9 protein-coding genes are annotated in these 15075 nt (G+C 35.3%); 4 read left to right on the forward strand and 5 right to left on the reverse strand.

Translation table 11 applies throughout. The features are described 5' to 3' along the window. The 5 genes from ACY2V1_RS01695 to fdnG form a co-directional block, all read right to left on the reverse strand. A partial coding sequence (locus tag ACY2V1_RS01695) for an HD-GYP domain-containing protein (protein WP_461833062.1) occupies positions 1–1260 on the reverse strand: 1260 nt, incomplete at its 3' end. Further along, positions 1247–2254, reverse strand: coding sequence for a zinc-dependent alcohol dehydrogenase (locus ACY2V1_RS01700; RefSeq protein ID WP_461833063.1), 1008 nt, complete (start codon positions 2252–2254; stop codon positions 1247–1249). The genes ACY2V1_RS01695 and ACY2V1_RS01700, both read right to left, overlap by 14 nt. Before the next feature lie 364 nt (positions 2255–2618). Continuing rightward, the gene (gene nrfD, locus ACY2V1_RS01705; protein WP_461833064.1) at positions 2619–3764 is read right to left on the reverse strand and encodes an NrfD/PsrC family molybdoenzyme membrane anchor subunit; all 1146 of its coding nucleotides are present in this window, start codon (positions 3762–3764) and stop codon (positions 2619–2621) included. After that, positions 3757–4536 carry a 4Fe-4S dicluster domain-containing protein gene (locus ACY2V1_RS01710; RefSeq protein ID WP_461833065.1) on the reverse strand — a complete coding sequence of 260 codons (780 nt, stop codon included), beginning with the start codon at positions 4534–4536 and terminating at the stop codon, positions 3757–3759. Before ACY2V1_RS01710 ends, nrfD begins: the two co-directional genes overlap by 8 nt. Positions 4537–4563: 27 nt before the next feature. Then, positions 4564–7656 (reverse strand): formate dehydrogenase-N subunit alpha, encoded by a 3093-nt coding sequence (fdnG, locus tag ACY2V1_RS01715; RefSeq protein ID WP_461833066.1) that lies wholly within the window; start codon positions 7654–7656, stop codon positions 4564–4566. 688 nt (positions 7657–8344) lie between these two features. Here fdnG and ACY2V1_RS01720 point away from each other — a divergent pair. Genes ACY2V1_RS01720 through ACY2V1_RS01735 form a run of 4 tightly spaced genes read left to right on the forward strand, consistent with a single transcriptional unit; the run spans position 8345 to position 14929 of the window. After that, positions 8345–9619, forward strand: a complete 1275-nt coding sequence (locus ACY2V1_RS01720) for a hypothetical protein (protein ID WP_461833067.1) — start codon at positions 8345–8347, stop codon at positions 9617–9619. Between the two features lie 40 nt (positions 9620–9659). After that, on the forward strand, positions 9660–10370 hold the full coding sequence (locus tag ACY2V1_RS01725; protein WP_461833068.1) for a chromosome partition protein MukE: 711 nt from the start codon (positions 9660–9662) through the stop codon (positions 10368–10370). Positions 10371–10388: 18 nt separating this feature from the next. After that, the gene (locus ACY2V1_RS01730) at positions 10389–13913 is read left to right on the forward strand and encodes an ATP-binding protein (protein ID WP_461833069.1); all 3525 of its coding nucleotides are present in this window, start codon (positions 10389–10391) and stop codon (positions 13911–13913) included. Positions 13914–13969: 56 nt separating this feature from the next. Next, positions 13970–14929, forward strand: a complete 960-nt coding sequence (locus ACY2V1_RS01735; protein WP_461833070.1) for a Wadjet anti-phage system protein JetD domain-containing protein — start codon at positions 13970–13972, stop codon at positions 14927–14929. Positions 14930–15075: the final 146 nt, after the last annotated feature.

Here is a 15075-nt window from a genome sequence, read left to right on the forward strand (position 1 = left end):
AGGGTCAAATTGGGATCCTGCGCATCTTTCAATTTCTAAAATAGCATCTTCCTTTTTTTTGCGTCTTTTGTATATTCTCTCAGACAACATTGCATCATAAGAATCAGCTATGGAAATAATCCTGGAAAAAAAGGGAATATCTTCTCCAGCAATGCCATCTGGATATCCAGTTCCATCCCATCTTTCATGGTGATATTTTATTACATCAGAAAGACTAGCAAATTCCTTTACTTTTGATATTATTTCAGCCCCTATAACAGTATGGAGTTTTACTATTTCAAACTCTGTAGAAGATAATCTACCAGGCTTTAACAAAATATAATCTGGAATACCTACTTTTCCTATATCATGTAGTAGCGATGCTGTTTTTAAAAGATTCGTTTCAGAAGAACTAAGATTTAAAGCTTTACCAATTTCACAAGCATAAAATGCAACTGATTCTGAATGCCCTCTAGTATATACATCTTTAGCTTCCAGAGATGAAATAAAGCTAGTAATTAGGTTTTCAATTGATTCATGTTTTATCTCAATCCACTTAATACTATTCAATAACATTAACAACTCATTGAGCATAAAGCTTATAGAAAAAAAATAAATAGGATGAGGTTCACCTTTAAATAGAAAACATAAAAACTGTTGAGATAATTTCCTGGCAAACATATAATAACCTGAATACTTTTTTACAATAGTACCATGAGATTTATTTTTTAAAGACAAAAATGCCATTTTAGAGAATAACCTTATTATTTCCTTATATTCATTTTTTACAGAACAATAATCCTCTTTTTCATTATATAAATAAAATACGCCTATTAATTCAATATCAATAAACTGATTTATATAACCTCTGACTATATGACATATATCACTCAATGAGGTTTTTATATTCTTGTCTATATTAACATTAAAAAAGAATGCCTTCTTTTGCCACTCGTTTCTAAAAAATAATTTCAACCTAGATTCTATAAGTTTTCTAATCATTTCCAGTTCTGTTTTAATGTGTAGCTGTAAATTTGTCCTTATATTAAAAGGTTCAAAAATAAACAAGGTACAGTTTATATGAGCTCTTTCTTTTGTGGAGATAGTAACAAATCTGTCTGAAAAACATTCTGTCCCTGATTGATATACTACATTGAGTACATTATTTGTAATAATAAGTTTGCACAACTTGGCCCCTGTAATTAATTTTGTTGAAAAAACAAAATCCGTTAGAAAATTATCTAGCTCTTTGTCTATTTGAGAAAAACTAGTTATCTTCATTTGATATTACCACCTTTAAAAAAAGGTCTTTATTCATTTCCAGTTCCAAAAGGGTGTCTACAAGTCTCTCAAAAGGAACTTTTTTAGTCATTTTCAATAGAGGATCCTTAAAAGCGTCCATAACCAAAGGAAGTTGTTCTAATTCTTTTGAAGTATATAAAAAAGAAGATATAATTTTCCTATCGCCAGTAATAAGAGAAAGGGCGTCTATAGATACTTCAGAAAAATATGTCCCTACCACCAAAATAGCTCCACCCTTTTTTAACTTTGCCATCTGGCCTGAAAAAATATGTGGTAAGACGGGGTCTTCTCCTGCACAGTCAACCACCAATGCATAGCTCTCTTCAGGGGCTTCTTCAAGAATAGAATAAATTTTAAATCCCAGGGTAGAAGCAAAATCTTGTCTGAACTCCCTGATCTCACACAACTCCACATCCCATCCATAATGTTTAAACATGAGAGCTACACAAAGTCCTACTGGCCCAGCTCCAGAAACCAGTACCTTTCTCCCTATGAAAGAATACTCTTGAGCAAGATTAAAAACCCGTAACGAAACCAAAAGTATTTCCCCAAAATGCACAATCTCAGGAGTGTCAACTTCAATTGCATTTTGTTCTTTTACTACTGCATATTCTGCAAATCCGCCATTATGTTCTATCATACCATAATATCCAATATTACTACATAAATTTTCTCTTCCTGCCTTGCAATACAAGCACTTGCCGCAATATATAAGAGGAGAAACTGTAACTGTTTTTCCTATTTTAGCTTTTGATACACTTTTCCCTGCATCTACTACTACACCTCCAAATTCATGTCCTGGGATAAATGGAACCTTATTAAATAACTTTGGACCTGCTATAAACTCATCAACATCTATTTGGCATATTCCACAATAAGTAACGTTGAGCAATATCTCATCCTCTCCAATAGTAGGAATAGAAACTTCTTCTAGTCTTAAATCTCTTCTCTTGTAAAACTCCCAGGCTTTCACTTTTAATTCTCCTTAACTTAAATTATTCTTTTCATTTTTATAACCCATTGATTTTTTTTTGGGACAACATTATTATATTCAATCCCTATCACATAGTCAATTTTTTTAATAGAATATAAAACTAATCAAATATCATAATTGGTAAAAAGTATTAAATCAGCATTTCACTTTTTTTCGTCAGAATTTTTTAGATAACAAAAAAATTTTAAAAAAGAAATTTAGGTTAAATCTGGAGAAATAAGATTAGCTTAGGATACTTTAATTTTGCTTCACAAGATAAGACACTTCAGGATGGATCTGGATTTTGCTTTAGACTTAAACTTATAAGGAGACGCACAGATATCTATGCGTCTCCTTATAAAAATTATGCAGGCTGATCAGATGGGACTTCGAATATTGGTAGATATGTTACAATTAATTTATATAAAAAGAGACCAAGCGAGACTAATCCCACTGAAATTGCTATCTCTTGCCAGGATGGAAAATAAAATCCACCCATAGTTGATTCTGTTAAAAATGCCACATCAAATCTGTACAAAAGAATACCAAAAATCACTAGGGAATGGAAAAAAAGAAGAAAAGGCACAGAGTGTCGAATGGTCTTACAGCTTAAAAATATCATAGGTACCAACACACATACTCCCATTTCTAATATAAATAGAAAACTAGCACCATCTCCCGCAAATATATAGTGGATCTTTCCATGTACCCCAATATCAATTAATCTACATAGAAAATATACCAAAAGGGCTATTGAAGCGCCTCTACCTAGCCCTTCCAATACATCATATTCATATTCTACGTTCCTCAAATTAGCACCCAATATGGTCTCAATGGATACCATGGAAATCCCAGCACATATAGCAGAAAGAAAGAACCAGTGGTGCATCATATGGGAATACCACAGGGGATGTAATTTATGTGGCTCAAGTAAAAATAACCCGCCCAATGAGGATTGGTGTCCATAAGATAACATTACACCCAAAATAACAAGGCAAAATACAACTGGTTTTTGTTCCAGAAAATCCTTTAGGCCTGTTAAAATGTTTAATCTCTCCAAGAGCCATGGTAAAAATTCTAAAGTCAAAACAGTAGTATACGTGGATACACAAATAACTATCTCAAACATAACTGAGTGTGGATTCCAGAAAATAAATGGGTGCCAAAAAGCAAAAGGCTTACCAATGTCTAAAAACAGTCCAATACAAACCAGCACATAACCAAGAAATGCAGTCAATGTAGCTGCACGGGCAATGGGTTTATACTTCTTCCAATTTGCTATATATGCTGCAAAGGTAACAGTAAACCCTCCCGCTGCAAGGGCTACTCCTGTCATTACATCAAAGGCGATCCAGAGTCCCCAGGGATGGGTATCGCTTAAATTTGTGGTTGGACCAAGTCCAACGGCCAGCCTGTATAGCATAATAATGATGCCTATTACACTCAGAATAAGCAAGATATAAGTCCTGGGTGTAAAAAATTTCTGTTTTACATTCACACCATTATCCATCTTGCCCCTCCTTTGACTTTGTCCTGTTCCTAAAATATGCAATACCTGCTAAAATTGCCAAAAGACCTGCTTCTTCCAACAAAACTGTAGAAAGATCGTGATCCCATGTAATCGCTGGATATGGTTGTTTGAGTACCTTTTCATTAAAGCCCAATTTTTCAAAAGGCACGTCAGATATATACAACCAGGATGTGCCACCAGCCTCTTCAAGACCATAAATATGATTCACATACTTTCCAGGCTCTTTGTTTATGCGTCTTTTTGCCTCTGCAACAACCTTTTCATAATCATCAAAATACATAACATCTTTCGGACAGGCTGTAACACACATAGGCTTTAATCCCATCTCAATCCTATCTGCACAAAAATCACACTTCCTGACCCATGGATTTGTTGTGTCCCATTCATATTTTGGAATTTGAAAAGGACATGCAATTATACAATATCTGCATCCTATACACCTCCACTGATCATACACAACCGCCCCATCCTTCAATTTTTTCAAAGCACCCACTGGACATGCTGAAACACATGCAGGATCCTTGCAATGAAAACATTGGTGTTTTACAAAATGCCATACAGGAGCATACTCCTTTCCTTGTTCCAAAAAATCTATAAATGTATAGGACTTAGAATCAAGGGTTTGAGGATTTGTATATTCTCCTTTCATTTCCCTATAAATAGCGGGTAGAGAGTGCCATTCCTTACACGCCACCTGACATGAACGACACCCTATACACCTCGTTATATCTACTAAAACAGCTTTGGCCATTTTAAAACCCTCCTGCCACAATAAAGATTATAGCTTCTTTATATTTACCATAAATGCCTTTGTTTCAGGTATTAAAGTATTTGGATCTCCTGTTGTTGGACAGAGTAGATTTGCACTATCTCCTCCCTTTCCTCCTTCTGGGAATTCCCATCCAAAATGCCATGTAGTACCTACCTGATGAACCTTTTTCCCCATAATAATAAAGGGCCTGAGTCTATTTGTAACCACTGCCTTTGCAACAATTTTACCCCTTGCACTTTCAATAAGCACCTTATCACCATCTTTAATGCCCTTTTGATTAGCAAGCTCTTCGTTTATCTCAACAAAATTCTGGGGCATGAGTTCCAAAAGCCATGGAACATGCCTTGTCATACAACCTGTTTGCCAGTGTTCAGTCACCCTGTAGGTAGTACAGATATAAGGATATGTCTCACTTGCGTTATACCAGATATCAGGATCATTCTTGGATAGGTTTTCCTTTCTACACAAAAGGGGTAGTGCAGGATTTATTCTATATTTGTTTTTGGGAATTGGGTTAAATTTTAATGGACTTTCTAATGGCTCGTAATGTTCAGGAAATGGCCCATCTTTACGTCCAGATCCAAATATAGAGGCTACTCCGTGAGGCTTCATAATAAATGCTTTTTTGGTCTTTTTATTAATTGTTCCATCGGGATTTTTAATGGGTGGCCATCCTCCATCTGGCACATCTCCGACCCATTTGCGGCCATTCCACTTGATAACAGGTAATTCTGGATTCCATGGCCTTCCATATTCATCCACAGATGCCCTATTATACAATATCCTCCGATTTACTGGCCAGCACCATGCCCAATGGGAATATAACCCTAGTCCAGTTGGATCGTCCTTTTTACGCCTGGCCATCATATTTCCTTTTTCTGTATATGAGCCACAATAGAGCCAGTTACCAGAAGATGTGGAGCCATCGTCTTGTAGATATGCAAAGCTGGGTACAAGCGTGCCTTTTTTAAACAATTTTCCTTTTACAACAACATCTTTCAAGAAATACCCATTTATCTCCTTTGCAATCAAGTGAGTATCCATCTCCTTTATTTTTCCATTTTTATCTTTTTCTCCATAATCCCAGCTCAAATTAAGTATAGGCTCAGGACAAACTCCTCCTTCTTTTTCATACAATTTTAATACCCTATAATATAACTCATTTATTATCTCTGCATCGGGTTTTGTGTCTCCAATGGGATCTATAGCCTTATATCTCCACTGTCCCCACCTACCTGAATTGGTGATGCTCCCTTCTTTTTCAACAAAAGACGCGCACGGGAGAAAAAATACCTCTGTTTTTATTTTTGTAGGATCCATCCCAGGACCTCTCCAAAATGATGCGGTCTCATTGTCAAAAAGATTAACAGTCACCATCCAATCTAAATTGCACAATGCCTTTCTCACCTTATTGGAATTTGCACCAGAGCAGGCTGGATTTTGACCCCATGCAAAAAATCCCTTTATTTTCCCATGATACATATTATCAAACATAACAAGCCAGGAAGCATTTTGCCCATCATCCAATTTAGGCAGCCAATGGTATCCAAAATCGTTTTCTTTTGTGGCTTTTTCACCAAAATGTGCCTTTAACAAGCTCACTGAATATTTAGGATAATTTTGCCACCAATTTGCACTATAATCTTCTTTTGTTTTTGGAGTGTACTTGTCATTGTACTCTTTCAGGCTCTGCAAAGATGCCCTAGGTGTCTTTAGATACCCAGGCAGGATATGAAATAATAGACAATGGTCTGTTGAACCTTGCACATTGCTCTCGCCTCTTAGTGCATTTACTCCACCACCTGCCCTTCCAATGTTTCCAAGAAGTAGCTGAATTATTGCCATTGTCCTGATATTTTGAGTACCTACAGTATGCTGGGTCCATCCCATGGCATACATTATAGTGCCAGCCTTTTTGGGATTCCCTGTGCTCGCAAAAATCTTATATACCTTTAAAAGGTCTTCTTTAGGTGTGCCTGTAATAGCAGAAACAGTATCTATATCATATCTGGAATAGTGTTTTTTTAAGAGTTGCAGCACACACCTTGGATGTTTCATTGTAAGATCTTTCTTTATTTTACCATTCTCATCCTTTTCAAAGGCCCAATAGCTGCGATCATATGAATGAGTCTTTGGATTATATCCAGCAAATACCCCACCTAATTCTTCTGGAAGTTTAAATTTTTCATTCAAAATAAAGGGGGCATTTGTATATAATTTTACATACTCTTTGTGGTACAATTCATTGTCTAAAATGTACTTTATCATGCCACCTAAAAATGCAATATCAGAACCTGAACGAAGTGGGACGTATATATCTGCCTGGGAAGATGTCCTGGTATACCGGGGATCTACGTGAATCAACGTGGCGTTTCTCTCTTCCTTTGCCTTTGTCACCCAACGGAAAGAAATAGGATGGTTTTCTGCTGCATTGCTCCCCATAATCAAGATTACATCAGAATTCTTTAAATCAATCCAGTGATTTGTCATTGCACCACGACCAAACGACTCTGCCAGAGCCGCTACTGTAGCAGAATGTCAGATACGGGCCTGGTGTTCAATATAGATAAGCCCAAGAGACCTCCACCACTTCTGCAAGATAAAACATTCTTCATTGTCAAGGGCTGCACTTCCAACAGCTCCAATACCCTGTGTCCTGTTTACGATTTGACCTTTTTTGTTTCTTTTTTCAAAGGTCTTATCCCTAGTCTGTTTTATCCTTTTTGCAATTTGATCCAGTGCCCAATCCCATTCAACCTCTTTCCACTCAGAAGAATACGGAGCCCTATATTTGGGTTTAAGCTCCCTATAGGGACTATGGATAAGTTGAAGCACTGATGATCCCTTTGGACAAAGACGTCCTTCATTTATTGGATGATCAGGATCCCCTTCTACATGCACTACCTTTCCATTTTTGGAATAAACCTTAAGACCGCAGCCCACGGCACAGTACGGACAAATAGATGTGGTTACTTTGCAACCTTTGAGTTTATTTTTAAACTCCATTGCTTCCGCCTCTGTGGAAGCAGACACCGCACTAGCACCACCTAGGGCAGCCAATCCAGAAAACTTTAAAAAATCTCTCCTAGAAATACCCATAGGCTTTGCCTCCTGAATTTATATGTTAAAAAGAAACTTTGCCTTCCCGTTGTGATAACTTAAACTTTTAACATAATAAATACATTAACTTTATATCAAACAACATCATGGATTATCTTTTCGATTAGGATTATCAAATAGATATTCATTGTCAAGTAGGTAACAAGATAAAAAAATGCACAAATTGATGTTAGCGTGAAATAAAAATGGTTTTGATAACATAAAAAAACTAAGTTAACTATCCCGCTATTGCGCCAAGGCATGGAGAGCGCTTTTGTCAAGGTTCTGCATGAAATAACCTTATCACAAGGGGCTAAACTTGCAACAGAATGAAGAAAAAATATCTTTTTTCATAACATAAACATCTATCAATCACCTCATTTTTAAAACAACTTATGCATGTTAAAATAATTTTTAAGTCCAAAATCCTTTTCATAAAAACTAATATATTCTTTTATATAAAAAATGATTGATGACCTACTCAAAAAATACAAAAATTGTAAGTGAGTCACTTGCAAAGCTGTATACAAAAATATAGAATATTTTATTTGATATGGTGAAATTTATTGAAGGTAAATTTAATCCTAAAACTTCTTTAATTCCTGATTTCAAAACAGTACGTGGTTAAAATAGAAAAACTTTTTAGTTGGAGTTCAAAATATCTCTAAATTGAAGAGCAGGTTAACCTATGAATTTATCTCCAGATAGTGAAAACAAAAGGGTTGATTATAGCTTATGGGCCCGTGAGCTTTTGCGCAGATATCCTGAAGGGATTGTTTTAAACAGGGAAGATATGCTCACCCTGTTCTTGATGTATGAATATGTGAAAGGCAGGGTAACACCACTTACCTGGGACAAGATGGAACGGCTGGCCGCTGAAGCACTTAATATTACAGAACAAAAGGATAAACGACCTTCATCAATCTTAGAGAGGCTTTTGCGTCGAGGCTTTTTGCTGGTAAATGACAGTGAACGGTACTACTACCTATCAAGCCTTGCCAGTGCCATAGCAAAAAATCTGGTTCAAGAAGACCTAAAACACCAATCAGACATAGAGAGCCACCTTTATACCTTGTATGTAACCCTTTCAAAATTAGGTGCTGAAGAACATGAAAAACTCACCGACTTTTTAAAACACACCTTTAATGACCTGGCCTCTTCCATAATAAATAAAATTGTAAAGATTCGGGAACAAGGAGCAAGGCTTAAAGAAAAAATCCGTCAGGCAGTAAAACAAGGAGAAGAGGAAGGGCTGAGCATCTTTTTACAGGAGCTAAAAGGTCTGCAATCTACAATTGCTGAAATGACAGAGGTTTTAGGATCCTATTCAAGTTATAACACAATTTTGAATGAGCTCCATCAGTGGGAAAGATATTCTGTTGAACACAATATGTCTTATATGGAAGATATGGTGTGTTCTGCCATTGAGTCACTTCGCCTTTTAAAGGAACAAATTGAAGAAGTGGCGCTAGATTTAACAGAGTTTGTTAATCGCACAACAGCCATCACTGCACGTATCAACTTGCGCCATTTAGACAGGCTAATAGAAATGCAGGGAAAAATTTTAGCCTGGTTTCCCTTAAAACCATTTTGTTTACGCAAAACTCTCTTGCCCCCTCAAAAAAATATAGAAATTCCAAAAAGACGAAAACTCAGGCCAACTGTTTTACCTGATATTTCACCACCTACAGAACTCCAAGGAGATGAGTTTGTTTCTTTATTACAAAGGGGTAGAGAGCTCACTTCTCTTTTTAAAAAAGAACTTAACAAAAATAATAAAATTTATTTAATTTGTTTTTTAAATAAAACATTATTGCCTAAAGAAATGGAAAAATATCCATTTTTTTATCATTGTCTTATCTATTTTCTTGCTGAAGAAAATCTCTTTCCACTTTTAGAGGGGTACAGAGAAATTCATGGTACATTGTATTCAGACTGTGTTTATGTTAAAGGCAACAAGTGAACTTCTTTACACTACATATTAATATTTTTCAGGAGTTGTTATGCAAGAATTAGAACGATTATTCAGACAACCAACATTATTTCGTGAAGTAAATTTCAAGCTTTTAAAGGGAAGTAATATTGTAGTCCAAGATATACGTTTTTATCATTTTGTAGAGGAACATATCAATGAGTTAAAACTATTTTATGAATTACTTGGATATAGATTGATAATGGAACAAGGTAAGGGCTATTGTTATTTAGAAGCAATATCAGCCAATGCTCCTAAAGGAAGATTTTCCAGGGCAGAGACCTTTGTTGGTATGTTTTTGGGCTTTAAATTTCTGGAATCAGGCCTGGTGGAAACTGAATTTATTGTTAAAAATCTATTTCAGGAATTGTTTCAACTCTTAAATTTTAATGACCTTTATACAGCTCTGGTAAAGGGAACAAAAGGTACATCAAGGGCCACCCAGATCAAAAACACAACAATCCAGCAAAGATTCTGCACTGCCATAAAAAATCTTGCAAAATATGGTTTTCTCATCATTGTTGATGAAGGAAAGATGGATTTTTTAGAAACGAGAATTAAATTACTCCCTTCTTTAGAGCGTTTTTACAACCTTGCAAAAAGGCTGGTTACCCTTTCAGAAGAAGATGCAAAAAAAGGACTTCTTGTGTATCTTGAAGAGTGTGGTTTTGAGCTGGAAGAGAGTCCAGAGGCAGAAGAGGAAGAAGAAGTATCTTCAGAGGAAATAATCGAAGAAATTTAAAGGAAATAGGCAAATAGTATGAGTATAAGGGATAAGATTTTATCACCAATTTTATTGGATAAGGTGTTTATCTTTGGTTTTCGTCTTTATCCCAGGGCTGTATTTAAAATCCATAAGACCTTTACTGCATTTTTTGGTAGAAATGGTAGTGGTAAGACCACCATCTTAGATGCAGTTCAAATAGCTTTAATAGCAAATCAAAAATATATTCGCTTAAATCCAACGGCCCAAAGGGGAGAAGAACGCACATTAGAGGATTATCTTGGCAGTGATGTAGGTTATATTGTGCTTGAATTAAAAGGTCATGAAAGGATTAAAAACATGGGCATTCGTCTGGAAAAACGGCTCGATGGACGGGTTTTATTTAAGTACTTTGTTGCTGAAAATGTTCCTCTAGAACAGGAGGATTTTATAGAAGGCAATATTTTGCGAAATGACCTCACCGAAATAGCGAAGTCACTTCGTATGCGTGGTGATGGTACAGGTAATATACGCTCCTTTGACAATGCAAAAGACTATCACCGTGCATTATTTCAACAAGGTATTTTACCATTTGACCTTTCAAATCCCAAGGTTTTACGTGAATTTTCAAGCATTTTCACGGCAGCTTCAACTGGCCTTACTGAAAAAACAAAGATATTAAAGGATATTTTATGTCCAGCTAAAAAAGGTACTGCCAATTTCTTACAACAGCTTGAAAGGATCTTTAAACAACGCCAGGACATTAAACGAAAAATTCAGGATATCCATAAGGCAAGAGAAGAGATCTCTAACCTGTATAAACATCTTGAAGAAACAGAAAAAACAGGGCTTAAATTTTTCGGAAGTCAGTTGTTTAAGGTTAGACGTGAATTAAAGAGGATTGAAGCAGAATTAAGGGAATGGAAGCAGAGAGAGCAGGAGGCCAGCTCAGCCTATGATAAATTAACCAAACAATTACAAAAGCTTGAACAAGAAAAGGAGATAGCTCAAGAAGAGCGTGAAAAACTCTTTATGAATTTGCAAGAACAACAAAGACTTGTGCGGGCCAAAAAAATATTTCAAACCCTTAATTCGCAAATTGCCCAGCTTGAGACCAGGGAAAAAGAAATAAATAAAAAACTGAGCTGCATTTTAAAAGAGCTGGAAAAAAGTTCAAAAGAGCTCGAAAAATATAGTGAAAAGGCAGATAAACTGCAAAAATTTATTTATGAATTACAAAGGGATGTTGAGGAAAAACAAAACCTCATGGACCAGGCAAAAAAATTCAATCAGGCGCGCAAGAAACTAGAGGCTGAACTTGGAAGAAAATTTGAAATATTTGAAGATTTGTACAGAGAAGCTGAAAACCTCAGCGCTTTAAAAAGGCTTTTTAGAGAAAAAGATACGTTATCGCAACTATTAGCTGAAAAAAAGGCAAGATATACTAAACAAAAAAAGGCAGCTTCCCTGGCCAGAGAACTCAAGATGATGGGGGTAGAGAATTTTGATTTAAGTTCTCTTGAGGCCTTAAAAGAAGAATTAAATGCTCAGGAACAAAAAATCCTTCTGCAAAGACAAAATTTAAAAGAACATATACAAAAAGCCAAAGAGACTTTATACAATCTGGAAAATTATCAGGCAGAGTTGCCAGATGCATTTAAAAACTCAAAGGGCAGATATTTATTTGAGCAATATGAGGATATATCATGGGAACAAGCAGCATATCTGGAAATGATACTTGGACCTTTGACATGTGCCAGGATAATTCAAAACAAAGATGAGGCCCTTCAACTTTGTCAGGGAAATCAGAGACTCTATTTTATCCTTGATGGAGAAAAGCTGGATTTAACACATGATGTTATAGAGTGTAGTGATGGTGTTTTAATAAGTGAAGGAAAGGTATTACGGTATGAACCAAGGCCAAAGGCGCCTATTTTAGGAAAAAAGGCCAGGCAAAAAAGGATAGAGTCCCTTAAACAAGAAATTTTTAAATTAAGGGAAAATGATAATAACTTAACAGGAGAAATGACTACAATTGAGGATAAAAGAAAAAAAATAGAAAAATTGTTGCCCCTGCTGGATTATTTGAAAGAAAAAAACTTAGAGACAGAGATATCAAAACTTCAAAACCGTGTGTCACATCTGGAAAATAATATTCAAATTGCTACACGTCTAAAAAAAGAACTCTTAATAATAAAACAGAGTAGCCCCATACATTCTGATTATAAGCAATTGGAAAAAGGATATAATGCTTCTTTCAGGGAACTAAATAATGTTAAAAAGCAATCTAATGAATATAAAGATAAAATAGAACAATTAAAAAATAGGATTAACACATTAAGTCATGAAAAAGAAGAAATAGAAAAAACTAAGACAGAAATTATAACAAATATAAGTGAGCTTAAAGGACAGATAAAGACATTGATGGAAGAATATCCTTTAAAGGTGCTTCAGCAAGAAATAGGTGTAAAAGAAAAAGAATTACAGGATGAACTAAGTAGAGCAAAACAAAAAGTAGAAGAGCTTGAAAAAGAAATTAGAGAAATTGATAAAAAAATAAATAAAAATGAGTATCAAATAAAAATTGCCCAGGAAAATTGTGATAGACTTGAGAAAGATAGAGAAAAATGGGTAAACACTGAAAAGTCCCTTAGAGAGGAATTAACACTTTATTTTGAAGATAATGAACCTCCCCTTTGCGATAGTGGTGTTACTCGATCGGATTTTCAAAGTAAGCTGGTGTTGTTAGAAAGAGAAATGGATGATTTTGCCAATGAGCACGGTGAAAAAATACCCCCTCAAAAGGTGTTAAAAAAATGGGTGGAGGAGTTGATATCTTTAGTTTATCCTGAATATACAAATTTTGCGATATTAGAGGAAAAATTGAGTCATCTTAGAACAGAACTCAAAAAAATAGAACATTCCATACGTCAGGTTGTTGGTAATTTTAAAAATGATGTATATGAGCAGGTAGCAAGGATAGAGAGAAAGGTGCGCAGGATAAATAAAAGAATGGAAAACTTGCGTTTTGGTCGTGTGAGGCAGGTAAAGTTGCAGGTATTAAAAAGAGAGGCCTATCATAAATTAAATAATCTGGCAGCTAGCAACTCCTTACTAAATTACATACAAAATAAACATACGAGCTTTGAGGAATTTATAAGGTCAATGGCCAGAGAACTTGGATATCTGCGAACAGACCCAACATATGAAGAAATCGTTGACTATCGTTATTATATTGATCTGGACTTTACAGTTATAGATATTCACAATAAAGAACGAAGAACAGGACTTTCTAATGGAGAGAGCCTTGGAGTAAATCTGGCCATTATTACAGCACTACTTGAAAACATGGCTCAAGATGATACAACTGAGAGATTTAAAACAGGACTGGCATTTCTTACACTGGATGAAGCAGACAGATTAGACCATACAGCAATTGAAACAGTATATAGCCTAATGGAACAAAGTGGCATTCAACTCTTAACAGCCCTACCCAATATACCCCTTTTTAACCATGGATTCTTATATCAACTTTTGCCCACACCCCAGGGAGTGGTATGGGTGAGTAGCGCTGTTAATTAATTGTATGTGGAAAATTGATCAGTTTAAGATAAATAAAACTTATAGGGAGGAGGGGATTGGAAAATAGGCTTCGCCTCTGTCTTGATATGAGAAAGCTGCTTGAACAAGGAGAATGTGGGCTTACAAAGGATTTGGAAGAGTTTGTGTCCCTTGGAGTTATTAGAAGAAAAGGCAGGCGGGTGGTTTTAGAAAACAGGGAATTTGTTGAACAATATTTTCAAAAACATTGTCAGGAGCTGTGTGCAGATTATGACAACCTTGTAAATCTTGGCTATGAACCACGTACAGAAAAGGATTTAAGGGATGGACTTTGTTTAATTTCCCACTTAAAGAAGTTTCCCAACATAAAAGATGTTAAACTTTTATCAGCATCTTTATTTGGAGAGGCAAAACGAATAGAAAAATCCTCTTTTTTAAGTCGTATTTTAAACACATATTGTTTAGAAAAGCAGGATCTTGTTCTTATGCGCTCTTTTTCCCATTTTGTAATCAAACAAAATATTGACCTTTATCAATTAACTGCATCATTAGGTGTTGTTGCCCTATGTTTAGACTATGTGCTTCCCTTTATAAAATCACAAAATAACATAAAGGTTGTTATTTCCGAAAATCTTGCTCCATTTTTGCACATGGAGCTTTCTGAAGGTATTTTACTTTATACTGGTGGATATTCCATGGTGAGTTCTGTGATTTATTTTTTAAATTACATAAGACCATCTATTATTGTACATTTTGGTGATGTAGATAGAGATGGATTAAAAATCTATGAAAAAATAGCAACTAAAGTGCCTGGATGCAGATTTTATCCAGATATACAGACTCTAGAAAAGGTCTTTTCTAAAAAAGAATATAGGATTCACAAGATAAAATATCCCTCTGAAGATTATCAAACAGAGGAGATAAGAGAACTTGCACTTTTTTTAAACAAAATAGGAGGCCCCACAATTGAACAGGAAACTATCTTGCATTTATGCCCAGAGGGCATTGAGAGGTTTTTAAATTCCCTGCTCACTTGAAAAAAATTAACAAGAAACTACTAAAGCACCTTTTCCAACTCAAATCCCACAATATTTCTCTTAAACTTACTAAATTCTATGCCAATTAAATAGATTTCCTTAAATTTTCCTATAAATTGTTCATAATATTTTTTTTCTTTTATCTG

The sequence above is a fragment of the Desulfothermus sp. genome, assembly GCF_053993635.1.

What these genes read in the sequence shown, in the direction of transcription:
- ACY2V1_RS01730 (WP_461833069.1), top strand. Translation starts at nt 10,389, where the DNA reads ATGAGTATAAGGGATAAGATTTTATCACCAATTTTATTGGATAAGGTG.
- ACY2V1_RS01720 (WP_461833067.1), top strand. Translation starts at nt 8,345, where the DNA reads ATGAATTTATCTCCAGATAGTGAAAACAAAAGGGTTGATTATAGCTTA.
- ACY2V1_RS01710 (WP_461833065.1), bottom strand. Translation starts at nt 4,536, where the DNA reads ATGGCCAAAGCTGTTTTAGTAGATATAACGAGGTGTATAGGGTGTCGT.
- nrfD (WP_461833064.1), bottom strand. Translation starts at nt 3,764, where the DNA reads ATGGATAATGGTGTGAATGTAAAACAGAAATTTTTTACACCCAGGACT.
- ACY2V1_RS01725 (WP_461833068.1), top strand. Translation starts at nt 9,660, where the DNA reads ATGCAAGAATTAGAACGATTATTCAGACAACCAACATTATTTCGTGAA.